The organism is Pseudarthrobacter sp. MOO13 (assembly GCF_058267655.1).
In genome coordinates this window covers 3,350,358-3,367,286 of the sequence record NZ_CM177848.1, presented here as the reverse complement: position 1 = coordinate 3,367,286, position 16,929 = coordinate 3,350,358, and the positions used below count along the sequence as shown (strand labels likewise).

Here is a 16,929-nt window from a genome sequence, read left to right as displayed (position 1 = left end):
CCCGCAGCCCCCGCGCGTCGATTTTTCTTCGGTCAGTAGACTGGTAGGCAGACTCAGTCAGCACAATCAAGGGTGGAACATCATGGCCAACAATGGTCGCCGATCGGTTAAAGCGAAGAAGGGCCCAACCATCGGAACCGGTGGCCATGGCCGCAAGGCCCTCGAAGGCAAGGGCCCGACGCCCAAGGCCGAGGACCGTCCGTACCACAAGGCGCACAAGGCCAAGCAACTGGCCGAACGGTCCGCAGCCAAGCGCAGTCCGGGTGCACGCAGCGCCGGTGCCGCCAAGTCAGGCCCCAAGGGACGCGCCACCGAAGAAGTGGTCACCGGCCGCAACTCCGTGGTCGAAGCGCTCCGCGCGGGCATCCCGGCAAAGGCCCTGCACGTGGCCATCCGCATCGAGATGGACGACCGCGTCAAGGAGTCCCTGAAGCTCGCCGCCGAACGCGGCATCCCGCTGCTCGAAACCGGCAAGCCCGAACTGGACCGGATGACCGACGACGCCGTCCACCAGGGCCTGGTGCTCCAGATTCCGCCGTATGAGTACCAGGACGCGTACGAACTGGCCGAGGAGACGGTGGAGAAGTGGAAGAAGGGGCACGTCAGCAACGCGCCGCTCTTCGTCGCCCTTGACGGCATCACCGACCCCCGGAACCTCGGAGCGATCATCCGTTCCGTCTCCGCGTTCAGCGGCCACGGCGTCATTGTTCCGGAGCGCCGCTCCGTCGGTGTCACGGCCTCGGCCTGGAAGACCAGCGCCGGCGCGGCGGTCCGCGTCCCCGTTGCCCGCGCCTCCAACCTGAACAACGCCCTGAAGCAGTTCAAGGGCATGGGCATCTTCGTGCTGGGGCTCGACGGCGACGGCGACGTCTCGCTGCCCGACCTCACTTTGGCCACCGAGCCGGTGTGCATCGTGGTGGGCTCGGAAGGCAAGGGCCTGAGCCGCCTGGTCCGGGAGAACTGCGACCAGATTGTCTCCATCCCGATCGACTCCGCCATGGAGTCCTTGAACGCCTCCATGGCCGTGGGCATCTCGCTGTACGAGGTCTCCCGCCAGCGCGCGGCGGGGTAGTGGCCCACCGCCCCCGGTGCGGGGGCACGATTGCCTTGCAGTGCCGGGGTGACGGGGCAGGTCAACCGCCCCGGGCGGCTATCATTTAGGTGATGGTCATGCCGCTTTTCGACACCGCATCCACCATGGACGCCTCCTCGGCTGTTCCCCTCGGTGTCAGTGTCCCGCGCGTTGATTCAGGCGGTACACGCCACCACGCCGGCGGCCGCGCCAATGTTGCCTGTTTCGCGCCAGCCGTGCCCAGCCTGGACATCGTGTACTGCCCCCCGGGCGGCCAGTGGCGGTCCCGGACCCTGCCGAACGTGGCGCGCGGCGTCCATCACGGCATCGTCGAGGACCTGCCCTTTGGTTCGCGGTACGGGTTCCGCCCGTCCTCAGACCGCCGGCCCCTGCCGCCGCACGCCTCCGCCTCGGGAAACGGGGACGACGCCGGCAACCCGCCGTTGCTGCTGGACCCGTACGGCCGGGGGGTGGACGAGCAGGACGGACTGCTGGCCAGCGTCCGGACCGCACCCGATTTCGATTGGGGATCGGACGAGCGTCCGGCCCTGCCGTGGCGCAACACAATTCTCTATGAAGCCCATGTCAAGGGCCAGAGCAAGCTCCACCCCGACGTGCCTGAGGACCTACGGGGCACCTACGCCGGCATGGGCCACCCAGCCGTGGTGGAGCACCTCACCGGCCTGGGCATCACTGCCGTGCAGCTCCTGCCTGTGCACTTCCACCTCGACGAGCTGCACCTGCAGGACCTGGGGCTCACCAATTACTGGGGCTACAACACCGCCGCGTTTTTCGCCCTGCACCCCGGCTACGCCACCCGTGCCGCCCGGGAAGCGGGCCCGCAGGCTGTCCAGGACGAGTTCAAGGGCATGGTCAAGGCCCTGCACGCCGCCGGACTCGAAGTCATCCTCGACGTCGTCTACAACCACACAGCGGAGGGAACCCAGGACGGTCCGGTCATCAGCTTCCGCGGACTGGGGGAGCAGGCGTACTACCGGATGGACAGCCACGGAAAGTACGTGGACACCACCGGGTGCGGCAACACCTTGAATTTCGGCGAACCGCATGTGGTCCAACTGGCGGTCGATTCACTGCGGTACTGGGTGGACGAGTTCCACGTTGACGGTTTCCGGTTCGACCTTGCCGTCACCCTCTGCCGGAACGCCGGGAACGAGTTCGACCCCAACCACCCGTTCCTCACCGCCATCGCCGCGGATCCCGTCCTCTCCGGCGTCAAACTGATTGCCGAGCCGTGGGACATTGGCTACGGCGGCTGGCAAACCGGGCGGTTCCCGCCAGGCTGGGTGGACTGGAACGACCACTTCCGGGACGCCGTCCGGACGTTCTGGCTGGCGGACCGGGCAGCCATGGATGCGGGCGGCCACGGCGGAACCATGGCCAAACTCGCCGATTCGCTCTCCGGTTCGGCCGGCCTCTTCCAGGCATCCGGCCGCTCACGGCTGGCATCCGTGAATTTCGTTACCGCCCACGACGGCTTCACCATGAACGACCTCGTCTCCTTCGACAGGAAGCACAACGAGGACAACGGTGAAGAGAACAGGGACGGGCACGGCGACAACCGCAGCTACAACCACGGCGTGGAGGGGCCCACCGAGAACGGCCTGATCCTGGCCAGGCGCGCGCAGTCCCGGCGCAACCTGATGGCGTCACTGATGGTATCGCTCGGAGTCCCCATGATCACTGCCGGTGACGAGCTGGCCCGGACGCAACTGGGCAACAACAACGCCTACTGCCAGGACAACGCCATGACCTGGCTTGACTGGACCTTGACCCCGGAGGCGCACGAAATGCTGCGCAGCACCAAGCGCTACATCCGGCTGCGCAAGGAATTCCTGGCCGCCCAGCCCCATGATTTCCCCGTCCGGGACGAGCAGTCCTACCTTTACTGGTTCGACCAATTCGGGCAGCCGATGTCCGCTGAACGCTGGAACGATCCGCACCACCGGGTCCTGCAACTCCTGCTGGGCGATGACGGCGGCGCCCTCGCCGGGCTGGTGGTGGTGAACGGCGGTGCCACGGATGTACAAATCACGTTGCCGGACCTCGGGCGGGCGGCGCCGAGCCTTTTCGAGCTGCGCCTGACCACATCGCCGCTCCATGAGCAGCGGCAGGGCATCCGGGTTGCCTCGGGCGAGACCGATGTTGCCGAGGCCAACTCCATCAGCATCTACCGAACCTAGACCCAGTACAACCGGCCGGCAGGTACACCCCAATGCGCAACCGCTCCATGCTTCCCTTGCTCCTTACCGCCCTGGTGGTGCTGGCGCTGGTGGCATTCGGCGGGGCCGGGCTGTTGGGCGGCCAAGGGGAAGGCACGACGCCGGGCGCGGCCTCCGGAGCGAGTACGGCTCCCGGCGGCCCGGGTACGCCGGCGCCGGGAAAGAGCGCGGCGCCACACCGGGGAGCCAACCCGTCCAGCCTGCCGGAAATCCAGGAGTCCGCGCTCCCGGTGGAAGGACGCCGCGTCCTGGCGCTGATCCGGGCCGGCGGCCCATACCAGTTCAGCCAGGACGACCAGGTGTTCGGCAACTTTGAGCGCGTCCTGCCTGCACGGGACCGGGGTTACTACCGCGAGTACACGGTTCGAACCCCCGGCGAACCGGACCGGGGCGCGCGCCGGATCGTGGCAGGCAACGGCGGGGAGAAGTATTACACCGGAGACCACTACGCGACATTCAAGTACATAGCGGAAGGCAGCTAGCGCACCCATGAAAATTCTTTCCGGCGACACCTGGACCCTCGAAGAGCTGGAGGCGCAGGTAGCGGACACCGGGCGCCGCAGCCTTGTGGTCCCGCCGGCCGACAGCAAACGCGCCGTCCTGGAAACCTTCGGCGAGGTCCTGGACTTTCCTGAGCACTACGGTGTGAACCTGGATGCGCTGAACGATTCGCTGCACGACTTCGCGGACAACATCACGGACAACGGCAATCCGCCGGTGACAGTCCTGTGGCAGGTTGCGGCCCCGTTCCGCGCTGACCGGTCGTTCGGGATCATCTGCGAGATCCTGCAGGACGCAGAACGGTACGCGGGCAAGGACCTTGCCGTCACGGCTGTCCTGCTCTGAGGCTCCTGGCTCCAAGCTGAGGGCTCCGCAGGCACCTGGTGTCCGGCCGGGGGCGGCCGGACACCAGGTCAGGCGTTGACGATCAGGCCGAGCTCCGCTTTCGAGGCCAACGCCTCGTGCCGGGGCAGCACCCGGACCGTGTAGCCGAACGGTCCGGAGCGGTCGATCAGCAGTGAGCCGCTGAACAGGTGGCGGCCGCTGCCCAGGTCTTCCTTCACCTGCAGTTCCATCATGGTGATGTCAGCCAGGGTGTCATTCTCCTCGGCCCTTCCGTAGGCCACCTCGACGCAGACATCTTCCGGAGTCAGTGCGTTCAACGCCACGTACGCATTGACCTGGAGGGTGTCGCCGATCTGCGGATCCTCCGAAACGCCCACCGAATCAACATGCTCCACGTGGACCTGCGGCCAGGTGCCGCGAACCTTGGCAGACCAGGCTGCCAGCGCCCGGGCCTGCGCATATGAATTCGCGGTGGCGCTGCGCCCGGCGTCAGCCGCCGGGCGGTAAAGGATGTTGACGTAGTCCCGGAGCATCCGCTCGGCGGAGACCGCGGGTCCCAGATGCGAGAGCGTGTGCTTGATCATGGATACCCAGTGCGTGGGAACTGTCTCGCTCCGGGTCGTGGAGGGGCCGGCCGCCCCCGCACCATCGGACACCGTGCTCCCGTAGAAGCGCGGCGCCACCTGGGTTTCCAGCAGTTCGTACAGGGCAGCGGCCTCGATGTCGTCCCGCTCTTCCGGGGATGCGTCGTTGTTGGCCGTCGGAATTGCCCAGCCATTCTCGCCGTCGTACATCTCGTCCCACCAGCCGTCCAGGACGGACAGGTTCAGCGACCCGTTCAGGGCGGCCTTCATGCCCGATGTACCGCAGGCCTCCAACGGCCGCAGCGGGTTGTTCAGCCACACGTCGCAGCCAGGGAACAGCGTCCTGGCCATCGCGATGTCGTAGTTGGGCAGGAACGCGATGCGGTGCCGGACCTCGGGGTCGTCAGTGAACCGCACCAGGTCCTGGATCATCTTCTTGCCGGCGTCATCGGCCGGGTGGGACTTTCCGGCGATGACCAACTGGATGGGGTGGTCCTTGTGCAGCAGGAGTGCCTTGAGCCGCGCAGGTTCCCGCAGCATCAGGGTCAGGCGTTTGTACGTGGGCACGCGGCGGGCAAACCCGATGGTGAGTATGTCCGGGTCCAGGACGTTGTCCGTCCAGCCCAGTTCGGCGTCGGCCGCGCCGCGCTTCTTCCATGCAGCACGGAGCCGACGGCGCACATCCTCCACCAGTGCCGCCCGCATTTCGCGGCGAAGTGCCCATACGTCGGCGTCGCTGACGTTGTAGGCCAGGTCCCATTTGCCCAGTGCTTCCGCTTCGCTGCCGAACTGGTCCCGTGCCAGCTTGGAGATCCGGCTGTCCACCCACGTGGGGACGTGGACGCCGTTGGTGACGGAGGTGATGGGGACCTCCGAGTGGTCGAATCCCGGCCACAGGGCGGAGAACATCCCGCGGGACACTTCGCCGTGCAGTTTGGCCACGCCATTGGCGCGCTGGGCCAGGCGGAGGCCCATGACGGCCATATTGAAGACGGCGGGGTTTCCGTCGGCGTAGTTTTCGCGGCCCAGTTCCAGGATCCTGTCCAGCGGGACGGCGGGTGCCAGGCCGGCCTGGAAGAAGTGGCTGATTTGGGCGATCTCGAACCTGTCAATGCCCGCCGGGACCGGGGTGTGGGTGGTGAACACCGTGGAGGCGCGGCCGGCGGCCAACGCCTCGTCGAATGTCAGGGCCTGTTCCCCTGACATCAGTTCCTGGATGCGTTCAATGCCCAGGAATCCTGCGTGTCCCTCGTTGGTGTGGAACACCTCCGGGGCGGGGGACCCTGTCAGTTTCTGGAATGCGCGCAGGGCCTTGACACCGCCCATGCCCAGCAGCAGCTCCTGCTGCAGCCGGTGGTCACCACCACCGCCGTACAGCCGGTCGGTGATGCTCCGCGCGGCGTCGTCGTTGCCGGGCACGTTGGAGTCCAGCAGGAGCAGCGGGACGCGGCCGACGTCGGCACGCCAGATATGTGCCAGGAGCCGGCGTCCGTTGGGCAGCGGGAGCGCTACCTCCAAGGCCTTTCCGTTGCCGTCCGGGGATGGCTCGCGGAGCAGTGTGAGGGGCAGGCCGTCGGGGTCCAGGACAGGGTAGGTCTCCTGCTGCCAGGCGTCCCGGGACAGTGACTGCTTGAAGTAGCCGGCCTGGTAGAGCAGGCCCACACCCACCAGGGGAACGCCCAGGTCCGAGGCCGCCTTGAGGTGGTCGCCGGCCAGGATGCCCAGGCCGCCCGAGTACTGGGGGAGGACCTCGGTGATGCCGAATTCGGGCGAGAAGTAGGCAATGGCGGCGGGTGCCTCCGGCCCCAGGCCCTGGTACCAGCGCGGCTCCTCGAGATACCGGTCAAGGTCCACTTCGGCCGCGCGGACCCGGTCCACGACGGACTGGTCCGCGGCGAGCCGCTGGAACTCCTCCCGGCTGACCATGCCCAGGAAGCCGATGGGGTCCTGCCCGCTTTCCTCCCACAGGCGCGGGTTCAGCCCGGCGAAGAGCTCGCGCGTGGGGCGGTGCCAGGACCACCGCAGGTTGCTGGCCAACCGGGCCAGCGGCCGGATGGGCTCGGGGAGGACTGTACGGACCGTAAACCTGCGGATTGCCTTCACCTGCGCCACACTAACCGACAACCTGCCGGGCCGGAACAAGCTTTGGGTTTCTTTTGGGTAAATGACAGGGGCGTGAAGAAATTGGGCGGCGGCGCGATGGATTTTAGGGAGCAGCCTTAGCAATCCTGGGCATTTCTCGCTAACGTCGAGCCTGTGACGACTAACTCAGGAACCAGTGCCGCATCCACCAAAATGCCCCAGCGCCGCATAACCGAGGGTCTGCGGTTCGGGCGTTTTCCCATCACCAATGTGCAGCCCGTCGTCGACGGCGGAAAGGTCCCCGCCAAAGCCCTCCCCGGCGAGGCCATCGTTGTGGGCGCCACCGCCTTCCGGGAAGGCCATGACCAACTTGGTGTCAGCGCCGTCCTCCTGGACCCCACGGGTGCAGAGCGGCAGCGGGTCCGGCTTTCCCCGCCCCGCGGGGAACGCGGAATGGGGACCGACCGTTGGGAGGGCGTCCTCACGCCGTCGGAAACCGGCGACTGGTCCTTCGTCATCGAAGCCTGGCACGACCGCTACGGCACCTGGCACCACAACGCCGAGGTGAAGATCGACGCCGGCATCGACGTCGAGCTCATGCTTGCCGAAGGTGCCAAGCTGCTCGGTGAAGCCTCCGCGGAAGACTTCCGGGACGAGGTGGACCAGGCGGCCCTCCGGCATGCCTCGGAGGTCCTGGCTGACCAGTCCCGCAGCACCGAGGAACGCCTCGCGGCCGGGTTCGGCCAGGAAATCGCGGACATCGTTGCCCGCCAGCCCATCCGCGAACTGGTGACCGTCTCGGAGAAGTTCCCCCTTCTGGTGGAGCGGGACCGGGCAGGCCGGGGCGCTTGGTACGAGTTCTTCCCGCGGTCCGAAGGCGCTGTCAAGGACCACAACACCGGCGTCTGGACCTCAGGAAACTTCCGGACGGCAGCCCGCCGCCTCGACGCCGTCGCGGCCATGGGCTTCGACGTCCTCTACATGCCCCCGATCCACCCCATCGGCGTCCAGCACCGCAAGGGGCCCAACAACACCCTCGTGGCCGGCCCGCATGATCCGGGTTCGCCCTGGGCCATCGGCGCCAAGGAGGGCGGCCACGACGCCATCCACCCCGATCTCGGTTCCTTCGAGGACTTTGACGCTTTCGTGGCCCGCGCCAACGAACTGGGCCTGGAAGTTGCGCTGGACCTGGCCCTGCAGGCGGCCCCCGACCACCCGTGGGTGCAGACGCACCCCGAATGGTTCACCACCAGGGTGGACGGCACCATCGCCTACGCAGAAAATCCGCCGAAGAAGTACCAGGACATTTATCCGCTGAATTTCGACAATGACCCGGAAGGTCTTTCCCGCGAAATTCTCCGCATTGTGCTGCTGTGGGTCAGCCACGGGGTAAAGATTTTCCGGGTGGATAACCCGCACACCAAACCGGTGTGGTTCTGGGAATGGCTTATCGCCGAGGTGAATAAGGCCGTCCCCGGCGTCGTATTCCTCGCCGAGGCATTCACGCGGCCCGCCATGATGCACGCCCTGGGCCGGGCAGGCTTCCAGCAGTCCTACACCTACTTCACCTGGCGCAACACCAAGAAGGAGATCGAGGCGTACTTCGACGAAGTCAGCCACGAATCCCCGGCGTTCTTCCGCCCCAATTTCTTCGTCAACACCCCTGACATCCTCACCGAATACCTCCAGTACGGCGGGCCCGCGGCATTCCGGATCCGGGCGGTGCTTGCCTCCACCGGAAGCCCGCTGTGGGGCGTCTACGCCGGCTACGAACTCTACGAGCACGTTGCCCGGCCCGGCGCCGAGGAATACATCGACAACGAAAAGTTCGAGTACAAGGCGCGCGACTGGGAAGCCGCCGCGGAGTCCGGGCGCTCGCTGGCACCGTACATCACGCGGCTTAACCACATCCGGCGGGACCACCCGGCCCTCTTGGACCTGCAGAACCTGACGGTCCACCAGAGCACCGACGAATCCACGGTGGTCTACTCCAAGCACAAGACCCTCCCCGACGGGACCAAGGACACCATCATTGTCGTGGTGAACGTGGACCCCCACGTCACCAAGGAATGCAGCGTCTTCCTGGACCTGGCAGCCCTGGAACTGGACCCGCAGGACCGCACCGCAGGCGGTGGCTTCTACGTGGACGACCTGATCTCCGGCCAAAGCTGGGAGTGGGGCGAGTACAACTACGTGCGGCTCGACCCGCACGTGGAACCGGCCCACATCCTGAGCGTGAGGAGAATGCATTCGTGAGTTTCAATCCGCAAAGTTCCGGCCACTTCACCCCAAAAAGCACGTTCGAGCTAAATGCGCCCGGCCTTCAGCATGACCCCCTGTGGTACCGCAAGGCCGTGTTCTACGAGGTACTGGTCCGGGCCTTTGCGGATGCCAACGGCGATGGGTCCGGGGATTTCTCCGGACTCATCGACCGGCTGGACTACCTGCAGTGGCTGGGCGTCGACTGCCTTTGGCTGCCCCCGTTCTTCCAGTCACCGCTGCGCGACGGCGGCTACGACATCTCGGACTACAACTCCGTGCTGGACGAATTCGGCACCATCAGCGACTTCAAGCGGCTCGTGGCGGAAGCCCATGCCCGTGGCGTCCGGGTCATCATCGACCTGCCGCTGAACCACACCTCCGACCAGCATCCCTGGTTCCAGGAATCCCGGAAAGACCCCGACGGCCCCTTCGGCGACTTCTATGTCTGGAGCGACACGGACGAGAAGTACCAGGACGCACGCATCATCTTCGTCGACACGGAGGAATCGAACTGGACGTTCGATCCCATCCGGCGGCAGTTCTTCTGGCACAGGTTTTTCAGCCACCAGCCGGACCTGAACTTCGAAAACCCCAAGGTGATCGAGGCCGTCTTCGACGTCGTCAGGTTCTGGCTGGACCAGGGAATCGACGGGTTCCGTGCGGACGCCATCCCCTACCTCTTCGAGGAAGAGGGCACCAACTGCGAGAACCTGCCCGCCACCCACGAGTTCCTCCGCAGCCTGCGGGCCATGGTGGACGAAAGCTACCCCGGCCGGGTGATCATCGCCGAGGCAAACCAGCCGCCCAATGAGGTGGTGGAGTACTTCGGGACAGAGGAGGAACCCGAATGCCACATGGCGTTCCACTTCCCGATCATGCCCCGCCTGTACTACGCCCTCAGGGACCAGAAGGCCGCGCCCATCATCGAAACCATGCGAGACACACCGGACATCCCCGACGGTGCCCAGTGGGGGACCTTCCTGCGCAACCACGATGAGCTGACCCTGGAGATGGTCACCGCTGACGAGCGCGCGGCCATGCTGGGCTGGTACGCGCCGGACCCCCGGATGCGTGCCAACATCGGCATCCGGCGCCGGTTGGCGCCACTGCTCGACAATTCGCGGGCCGAGATCGAGCTGATCAACGCGCTCCTGCTCTCACTTCCGGGGAGCCCGTTCCTCTACTACGGCGACGAGATAGGGATGGGGGACAACATCTGGCTCGAGGACAGGGACGCCGTCCGGACCCCCATGCAATGGAACCCGGACCGGAACGCGGGGTTCTCGCACGCCGATCCCGGCAAGCTGTACCTGCCGCCCATCCAGTCGCTGGTGTACAACTACGGCATGGCCAACGTCGAAGCCGAGGCCGCCCACTCCGGGTCGCTGTTGCGCTGGACACGGCAAATCCTCAGCGTCCGCAAGAACCACCCCGCGTTCGGCCTTGGCGGGTTCAAACACGTGCAAGCAGACCACGACGCCGTCCTGGCGTACCTGCGCGAGCTGCCGGCCAACAACCCGGCCGGGGCCCCGGCCGAAACAATTTTGTGCGCCTTCAACCTTTCCCAGCATCCTGTGGCCGCCACACTGGCCGTTCCCGAGTACGCGGGGAGGGGGCTGCGCGATGTTTTCGGCGGCCAACCCTTCCCGGGCATCGGTGATGACGGAAGCCTCACGTTGACCATCGGAAGCCATGACTTCTTCTGGCTGCGGATGCGGACGGCGGGGTCGAACCCGTCTTCGCCCTACACCCAGGCCATGCCCATCCTGTCGATAGAGAACTGAGATGAACCAGCCAATCCTCACTCCCGCCCTGACCGCGCTGCTCAAGGAATGGCTGCCGCAGCAGCGTTGGTTCCCCATCAAGACTCCCGACTTCGCCATGTCCCAAGTGGGCAGCCTGGGCCTGGCGGACCCCACCGGCCACGCAGCTTGGGCCGTGTTCCTCCTCAGTGCCATCACGGACGGGCCCGACGGCGGCCGCCGCACCACCGTGGTCCAGGTGCCGTTGAGCTTCCGCCCGGCACCGGCCGGTGGCATGGAACGGGCGCTCGTGGGCGAAGCGGCAGGAACCGACCCCTCCCGCCCTTGGGTCTACGACGCCGTGCACGATCCCGATTTCGTCGGCGCCTGGCTGGAACTCATCCGGCAGGAGGACAAGGCTGCAAGCGGGACCGCCACCGGACACCGCGTGGCCGGCCCATACCGGCTTCCCACCGCCAAAGGGGTGGTGAAAGTGCTGTCCGGAGAGCAGTCCAACAGTTCAGTCATTGTGGACGATGGCGAATCGGCGGCGATGGTGAAATTTTTCCGGGTGCTGTCTGACGGGACAAACCCGGAGATCGAAGTCGGGGCGGCGCTGACCACCGCCGGTACGCCCGAAGTGCCTGCAACCCTTGGCTGGGTCCGCGGAGAGTGGCTTGGGCAGGGCAAGCCCGTCCAGGGCGAGCTTGCGGTAGCCCACGAATTCCTGGCCGGCGGCCGTGATGCCTGGCGGCTGGCAGTGGACGCAGCACGCCAGGGTGCCGACTTCACGGCGGAGGCACGGGCCCTCGGTGCCGCCACGGCCAACGTGCACCGGCGGCTGGCGGAGGCTCTGGGGCAATCAGTGGAGCCCGGCGCCGGCAAGGGCATCGGACCCGCCGTAGCCCACCGCGTCCGCAGTGCCTGGGCGGAAGCCCGTGCCGCCGTCGGCCCCTATGACGCCGCATTGGGTGCCCTCCTGGCCGGCCTTGACGGGGCACCCACGGGCCCACTGCAGCGCATCCACGGCGACCTCCACCTGGGCCAAATCCTGCAGGTCGCAGGGCAACCCGGTGGCCATTCCCGGTGGGCCATCCTCGATTTCGAGGGCGAACCGCTGCGGCCCATCGCCGAACGGAACGTCCCCGACGTGCCCCTGCGCGACGTCGTGGGAATGTTGCGGTCGTTCGACTACGCGGCCGGCGCCGCCCAACGCGAGCAGGAAGGCGCCCAGGTCCCGGACACCTGGGTGGATGACTGCGCTGACGCCTTCCTGGAAGGGTACGGGGCCGTCATTCCCGGCACGGTGGACCGGACCTCGCCCTTGTTTGTGGCATTGTGGCTGGACAAGGCGCTGTACGAAGTTGTTTATGAAATGCGTAACAGGCCCGACTGGCTGGCGATCCCCGTGAATGCCTCCAGGCGGCTCCTGAGCGGTAATGGCACCGGCGATCAGGCCGGCGCAGCATCGGAAGGTAACGAAATGACAGGCTCAGCACAAACTGACCGCCCGGGGGTGCCGCTGCACGTGGACGAAGGCACCTTGGGCAAGATCGCGAACGGTGAACACCACGCGCCCCATTCCGTCCTTGGCGCGCACCTGGACGACTACGGCCACGTCACCGTCCGGACCGTCAAGCACCTGGCCGAAGCAGTCACCGTCGTCACCCAGGCCGGCGAAGTTCCCATGGAACACGAGGCCCACGGCGTGTGGGTTGCCGTGCTGGAACCCGTGCAGCAGGGTCATGTCCCCGACTACCGGCTCTCGGTCACGTACCCGGGCAAAGAGCCGCTGACGGTTGATGAGCCGTACCGCTACCTGCCCACCGTAGGAGAAGTGGACCTCCACCTCATCGGCGAGGGCCGGCACGAGAAACTTTGGGAAGTCCTCGGCGCCCACGTCCGGCACTACAAGTCTTCGCTGGGGGACGTCAACGGTGTTTCCTTTGCCGTGTGGGCTCCCAACGCACAGGCCGTCCGCGTCAAGGGTGACTTCAACGCCTGGGACGGACGCGAAAACTCGCTCCGCTCGCTGGGATCATCCGGGGTGTGGGAAGTCTTCATCCCGGGTGTGGCAGCGGGCGCCTGCTACAAATTCGAAATCCTGACCCGCGGCGGATACTGGGTCGAAAAGGCCGACCCCCTGGCGTTCGGCACCGAAGTTCCCCCGCTCACGGCCTCCCGGGTGGTGGAGCCGTCCTACGCTTTCAAGGACGACGAGTGGATGGAAGCACGCGCCCAGCGCGATCCGCACAACTCGGCCATGAGCGTGTACGAAGTGCACCTGGGCTCCTGGCGGCTGGGACTTGGCTACCGGGAACTGGCCAAGGAACTGGTGGAGTACGTCAAATGGCTGGGGTTCACCCACGTGGAGTTCATGCCGGTGGCGGAACACCCGTTTGGCGGCTCCTGGGGCTACCAGGTCACGTCCTACTTCGCGCCGACGTCCCGGTTCGGCCACCCCGACGAGTTCCGCTACCTGGTGGACACGCTTCACCAGGCCGGCATCGGCGTACTGCTGGACTGGGTCCCGGCCCACTTCCCCAAGGACGCCTGGGCGCTGGCACGATTCGACGGCGAGCCCCTCTACGAGCACTCTGATCCGGCCCTCGGCGAGCACCCGGACTGGGGGACCCTGATCTTTGACTTCGGCCGCACCGAGGTCCGGAACTTCCTGGTGGCGAACGCGCTCTACTGGCTGGACGAGTTCCACATCGATGGCCTGCGCGTGGATGCGGTGGCGTCAATGCTGTACCTCGACTACTCCAGGAAGGAAGGCGAGTGGCGGCCCAACCGCTTCGGCGGCCGGGAAAACCTGGAAGCGATCTCCTTCCTGCAGGAAGTCAACGCCACCGTCTACAAAACACACCCTGGCGCCGTCATGATCGCCGAAGAGTCGACGGCATTTCCGGGGGTGACTGCACCCACGAGCCACGGCGGCCTCGGCTTCGGCCTGAAGTGGAACATGGGGTGGATGCACGACTCGCTCAAGTACATCTCGGAGGACCCCTACAACCGCAGGTGGCACCACGGCACGGTGACGTTCTCCCTGGTATATGCGTTCACAGAGAACTTCCTGCTGCCCATCAGCCACGACGAAGTGGTCCACGGCAAAGGTTCCATGCTCCGCAAGATGCCCGGCGACCGCTGGCAGCAGCTGGCAAACCTTCGCGCGTTCTTTGCCTACCAGTGGGCGCACCCCGGCAAGCAGCTCATCTTCATGGGTACGGAATTCGGGCAGGAAGCAGAATGGTCCGAACAACACGGACTGGACTGGTGGCTGGCAGACATTCCGGCGCACAAGGGACTGCAGCTGCTGACCAAGGACCTCAACGAGTTGTACAAGTCAACGCCGGCGCTCTACACCCAGGACAACGTCGCGGCCGGGTTCCAGTGGATCAACGGGGGAGACGCCGACCGTAATGTCCTCTCGTTCATCAGGTGGGGCACCGACGGCGAACCGATCGTCTGCGCCATCAATTTCTCCGGCGGCCCGCATGTCGGCTACACCTTGGGCGTGCCATCGGCCGGCGCCTGGACTGAGGTCCTCAACACCGACCACACCACCTACGGCGGCTCCGGCGTCCTCAACGGTGGTGGGCTGACAGCCACCGCCGAAGGACAGGACGGGCAACCGGCCACCCTGACGGTGACGCTGCCTCCGCTGGGCGCATCCTACTTCAAGCCGGGAGCACCCACGTCGGCCTGATCACCCAAGGACACTCCGCAGTGAGTCGGAAGGGCCCGGAATCCGGCAGGATTCCGGGCCCTTCGCGTTGGCGAACCCGGCCGGCCGAGGACGGCCCAGGCAGCCGCTCCACGCCGACTGGCGATCCCGAATAAGTGGTGGTAGAGTTTATTTCCGCGCTGCTCCACGGAGTCAGGCGGACAACCGATCCCCCAAGCTTATGCTGAGGAAGATCGCGGACGCCGATTTGACACGCTGGAAGTCAGCCGGTAAGTTTGGAAAGTTGCTCCGGAGCGATCTGCGACTGGTTTTTGGTTGTGGTGGTGCCGGGTGTGTCTGTTGTTTGAGAACTCAATAGTGTGCCAAGTTTGTTGATACCAATTGTTTTATGGATTGGTTGAATTGACTGGATCCGCCACCCCGTGGTGTGGTCTGGTTTTTACAGCTGGTTTCAAATTTTGTGCAGCCGGGTGTGGTGTTATTTCCACCTGCTTGGTTGTGTCTGTTTTTCTTCAACGGAGAGTTTGATCCTGGCTCAGGATGAACGCTGGCGGCGTGCTTAACACATGCAAGTCGAACGATGAACTGGTGCTTGCACTGGGGATTAGTGGCGAACGGGTGAGTAACACGTGAGTAACCTGCCCTTGACTCTGGGATAAGCCTGGGAAACTGGGTCTAATACCGGATATGACCTTCCATCGCATGGTGGTTGGTGGAAAGCTTTTGTGGTTTTGGATGGACTCGCGGCCTATCAGCTTGTTGGTGGGGTAATGGCCTACCAAGGCGACGACGGGTAGCCGGCCTGAGAGGGTGACCGGCCACACTGGGACTGAGACACGGCCCAGACTCCTACGGGAGGCAGCAGTGGGGAATATTGCACAATGGGCGGAAGCCTGATGCAGCGACGCCGCGTGAGGGATGACGGCCTTCGGGTTGTAAACCTCTTTCAGTAGGGAAGAAGCGAAAGTGACGGTACCTGCAGAAGAAGCGCCGGCTAACTACGTGCCAGCAGCCGCGGTAATACGTAGGGCGCAAGCGTTATCCGGAATTATTGGGCGTAAAGAGCTCGTAGGCGGTTTGTCGCGTCTGCCGTGAAAGTCCGGGGCTCAACTCCGGATCTGCGGTGGGTACGGGCAGACTAGAGTGATGTAGGGGAGACTGGAATTCCTGGTGTAGCGGTGAAATGCGCAGATATCAGGAGGAACACCGATGGCGAAGGCAGGTCTCTGGGCATTAACTGACGCTGAGGAGCGAAAGCATGGGGAGCGAACAGGATTAGATACCCTGGTAGTCCATGCCGTAAACGTTGGGCACTAGGTGTGGGGGACATTCCACGTTTTCCGCGCCGTAGCTAACGCATTAAGTGCCCCGCCTGGGGAGTACGGCCGCAAGGCTAAAACTCAAAGGAATTGACGGGGGCCCGCACAAGCGGCGGAGCATGCGGATTAATTCGATGCAACGCGAAGAACCTTACCAAGGCTTGACATGAACCGGTAATACCTGGAAACAGGTGCCCCGCTTGCGGTCGGTTTACAGGTGGTGCATGGTTGTCGTCAGCTCGTGTCGTGAGATGTTGGGTTAAGTCCCGCAACGAGCGCAACCCTCGTTCTATGTTGCCAGCATGTGATGGTGGGGACTCATAGGAGACTGCCGGGGTCAACTCGGAGGAAGGTGGGGACGACGTCAAATCATCATGCCCCTTATGTCTTGGGCTTCACGCATGCTACAATGGCCGGTACAAAGGGTTGCGATACTGTGAGGTGGAGCTAATCCCAAAAAGCCGGTCTCAGTTCGGATTGGGGTCTGCAACTCGACCCCATGAAGTCGGAGTCGCTAGTAATCGCAGATCAGCAACGCTGCGGTGAATACGTTCCCGGGCCTTGTACACACCGCCCGTCAAGTCACGAAAGTTGGTAACACCCGAAGCCGGTGGCCTAACCCCTTGTGGGAGGGAGCTGTCGAAGGTGGGACTGGCGATTGGGACTAAGTCGTAACAAGGTAGCCGTACCGGAAGGTGCGGCTGGATCACCTCCTTTCTAAGGAGCACCTACAACGGTTGCTGTCCCGTGTATGCGGGGTGGTGGTGTTGTCAGGAGTAAAGGCCCGTTTCGCGGACGAGTGTTTCGTGGCGGGTGCTCAAGGGTGGAATATCAACAAATAGCGGTCGTGGTGTTTTCTGCTTGTCTTAGTACGAGCCAGTGATGGTTCTGGAACGGTGGGTGGGTGATGGCGCGGTTTAGTGTTTGGCACACTGTTGGGTCCTGAGGCAACAGGGCCACGGATGGCTCCTTTGGGGTTGTTGGTGGGTTTGTTTGTTTCTGGTTTCCTGGCTGCATCGATCATGCATGGGTGCGTCTGCTGTTGCGGGCGTGGTGTGTGGGGTGTGTGGTTTGGGGTTGTTGTTTGAGAACTA

General features: G+C 64.8%; 8 protein-coding genes and 1 rRNA gene. 8 read left to right on the top strand and 1 reads right to left on the bottom strand.

From position 1 onward, the window contains the following. Positions 1 to 82: 82 nt before the first annotated feature. The 4 genes from rlmB to AC4EEO_RS15295 all read left to right on the top strand — a co-directional run bounded on the left by rlmB (position 83) and on the right by AC4EEO_RS15295 (position 4,158). Positions 83 to 1,072, top strand: a complete 990-nt coding sequence (gene rlmB, locus AC4EEO_RS15310) for a 23S rRNA (guanosine(2251)-2'-O)-methyltransferase RlmB (protein ID WP_109044715.1) — start codon at positions 83 to 85, stop codon at positions 1,070 to 1,072. A gap of 92 nt (positions 1,073 to 1,164) precedes the next feature. Further along, complete coding sequence (gene glgX / locus AC4EEO_RS15305) at positions 1,165 to 3,273, top strand: glycogen debranching protein GlgX (protein ID WP_026264732.1); 2,109 nt, start codon at positions 1,165 to 1,167, stop codon at positions 3,271 to 3,273. A gap of 32 nt (positions 3,274 to 3,305) precedes the next feature. Continuing rightward, a complete protein-coding gene (locus AC4EEO_RS15300) occupies positions 3,306 to 3,794 on the top strand; it encodes a guanyl-specific ribonuclease (protein ID WP_491329333.1) in 489 nt (162 codons plus the stop codon). Between the two features lie 7 nt (positions 3,795 to 3,801). Then, positions 3,802 to 4,158, top strand: a complete 357-nt coding sequence (locus AC4EEO_RS15295; protein WP_491329334.1) for a barstar family protein — start codon at positions 3,802 to 3,804, stop codon at positions 4,156 to 4,158. A gap of 68 nt (positions 4,159 to 4,226) precedes the next feature. Here AC4EEO_RS15295 and glgP read toward each other — a convergent pair whose 3' ends face one another. Beyond that, entirely contained in the window at positions 4,227 to 6,845 is a 2,619-nt protein-coding gene (gene glgP, locus AC4EEO_RS15290; RefSeq protein WP_208294438.1) for an alpha-glucan family phosphorylase, read from the bottom strand. 192 nt (positions 6,846 to 7,037) lie between these two features. Between glgP and AC4EEO_RS15285 the strand changes: the two genes are divergently transcribed. The 4 genes from AC4EEO_RS15285 to AC4EEO_RS15270 all read left to right on the top strand — a co-directional run bounded on the left by AC4EEO_RS15285 (position 7,038) and on the right by AC4EEO_RS15270 (position 16,552). After that, a complete protein-coding gene (locus tag AC4EEO_RS15285) occupies positions 7,038 to 9,080 on the top strand; it encodes an alpha-1,4-glucan--maltose-1-phosphate maltosyltransferase (RefSeq protein ID WP_491330897.1) in 2,043 nt (680 codons plus the stop codon). After that, the gene (gene treS, locus AC4EEO_RS15280; RefSeq protein WP_018762301.1) at positions 9,077 to 10,870 is read left to right on the top strand and encodes a maltose alpha-D-glucosyltransferase; all 1,794 of its coding nucleotides are present in this window, start codon (positions 9,077 to 9,079) and stop codon (positions 10,868 to 10,870) included. The genes AC4EEO_RS15285 and treS overlap by 4 nt, the downstream gene beginning before the upstream one ends. Position 10,871: 1 nt before the next feature. Continuing rightward, on the top strand, positions 10,872 to 14,537 hold the full coding sequence (locus AC4EEO_RS15275; protein ID WP_491329335.1) for a 1,4-alpha-glucan branching enzyme: 3,666 nt from the start codon (positions 10,872 to 10,874) through the stop codon (positions 14,535 to 14,537). 491 nt (positions 14,538 to 15,028) lie between these two features. After that, positions 15,029 to 16,552, top strand: a 16S ribosomal RNA gene (locus tag AC4EEO_RS15270). Positions 16,553 to 16,929 lie beyond the last annotated feature (377 nt).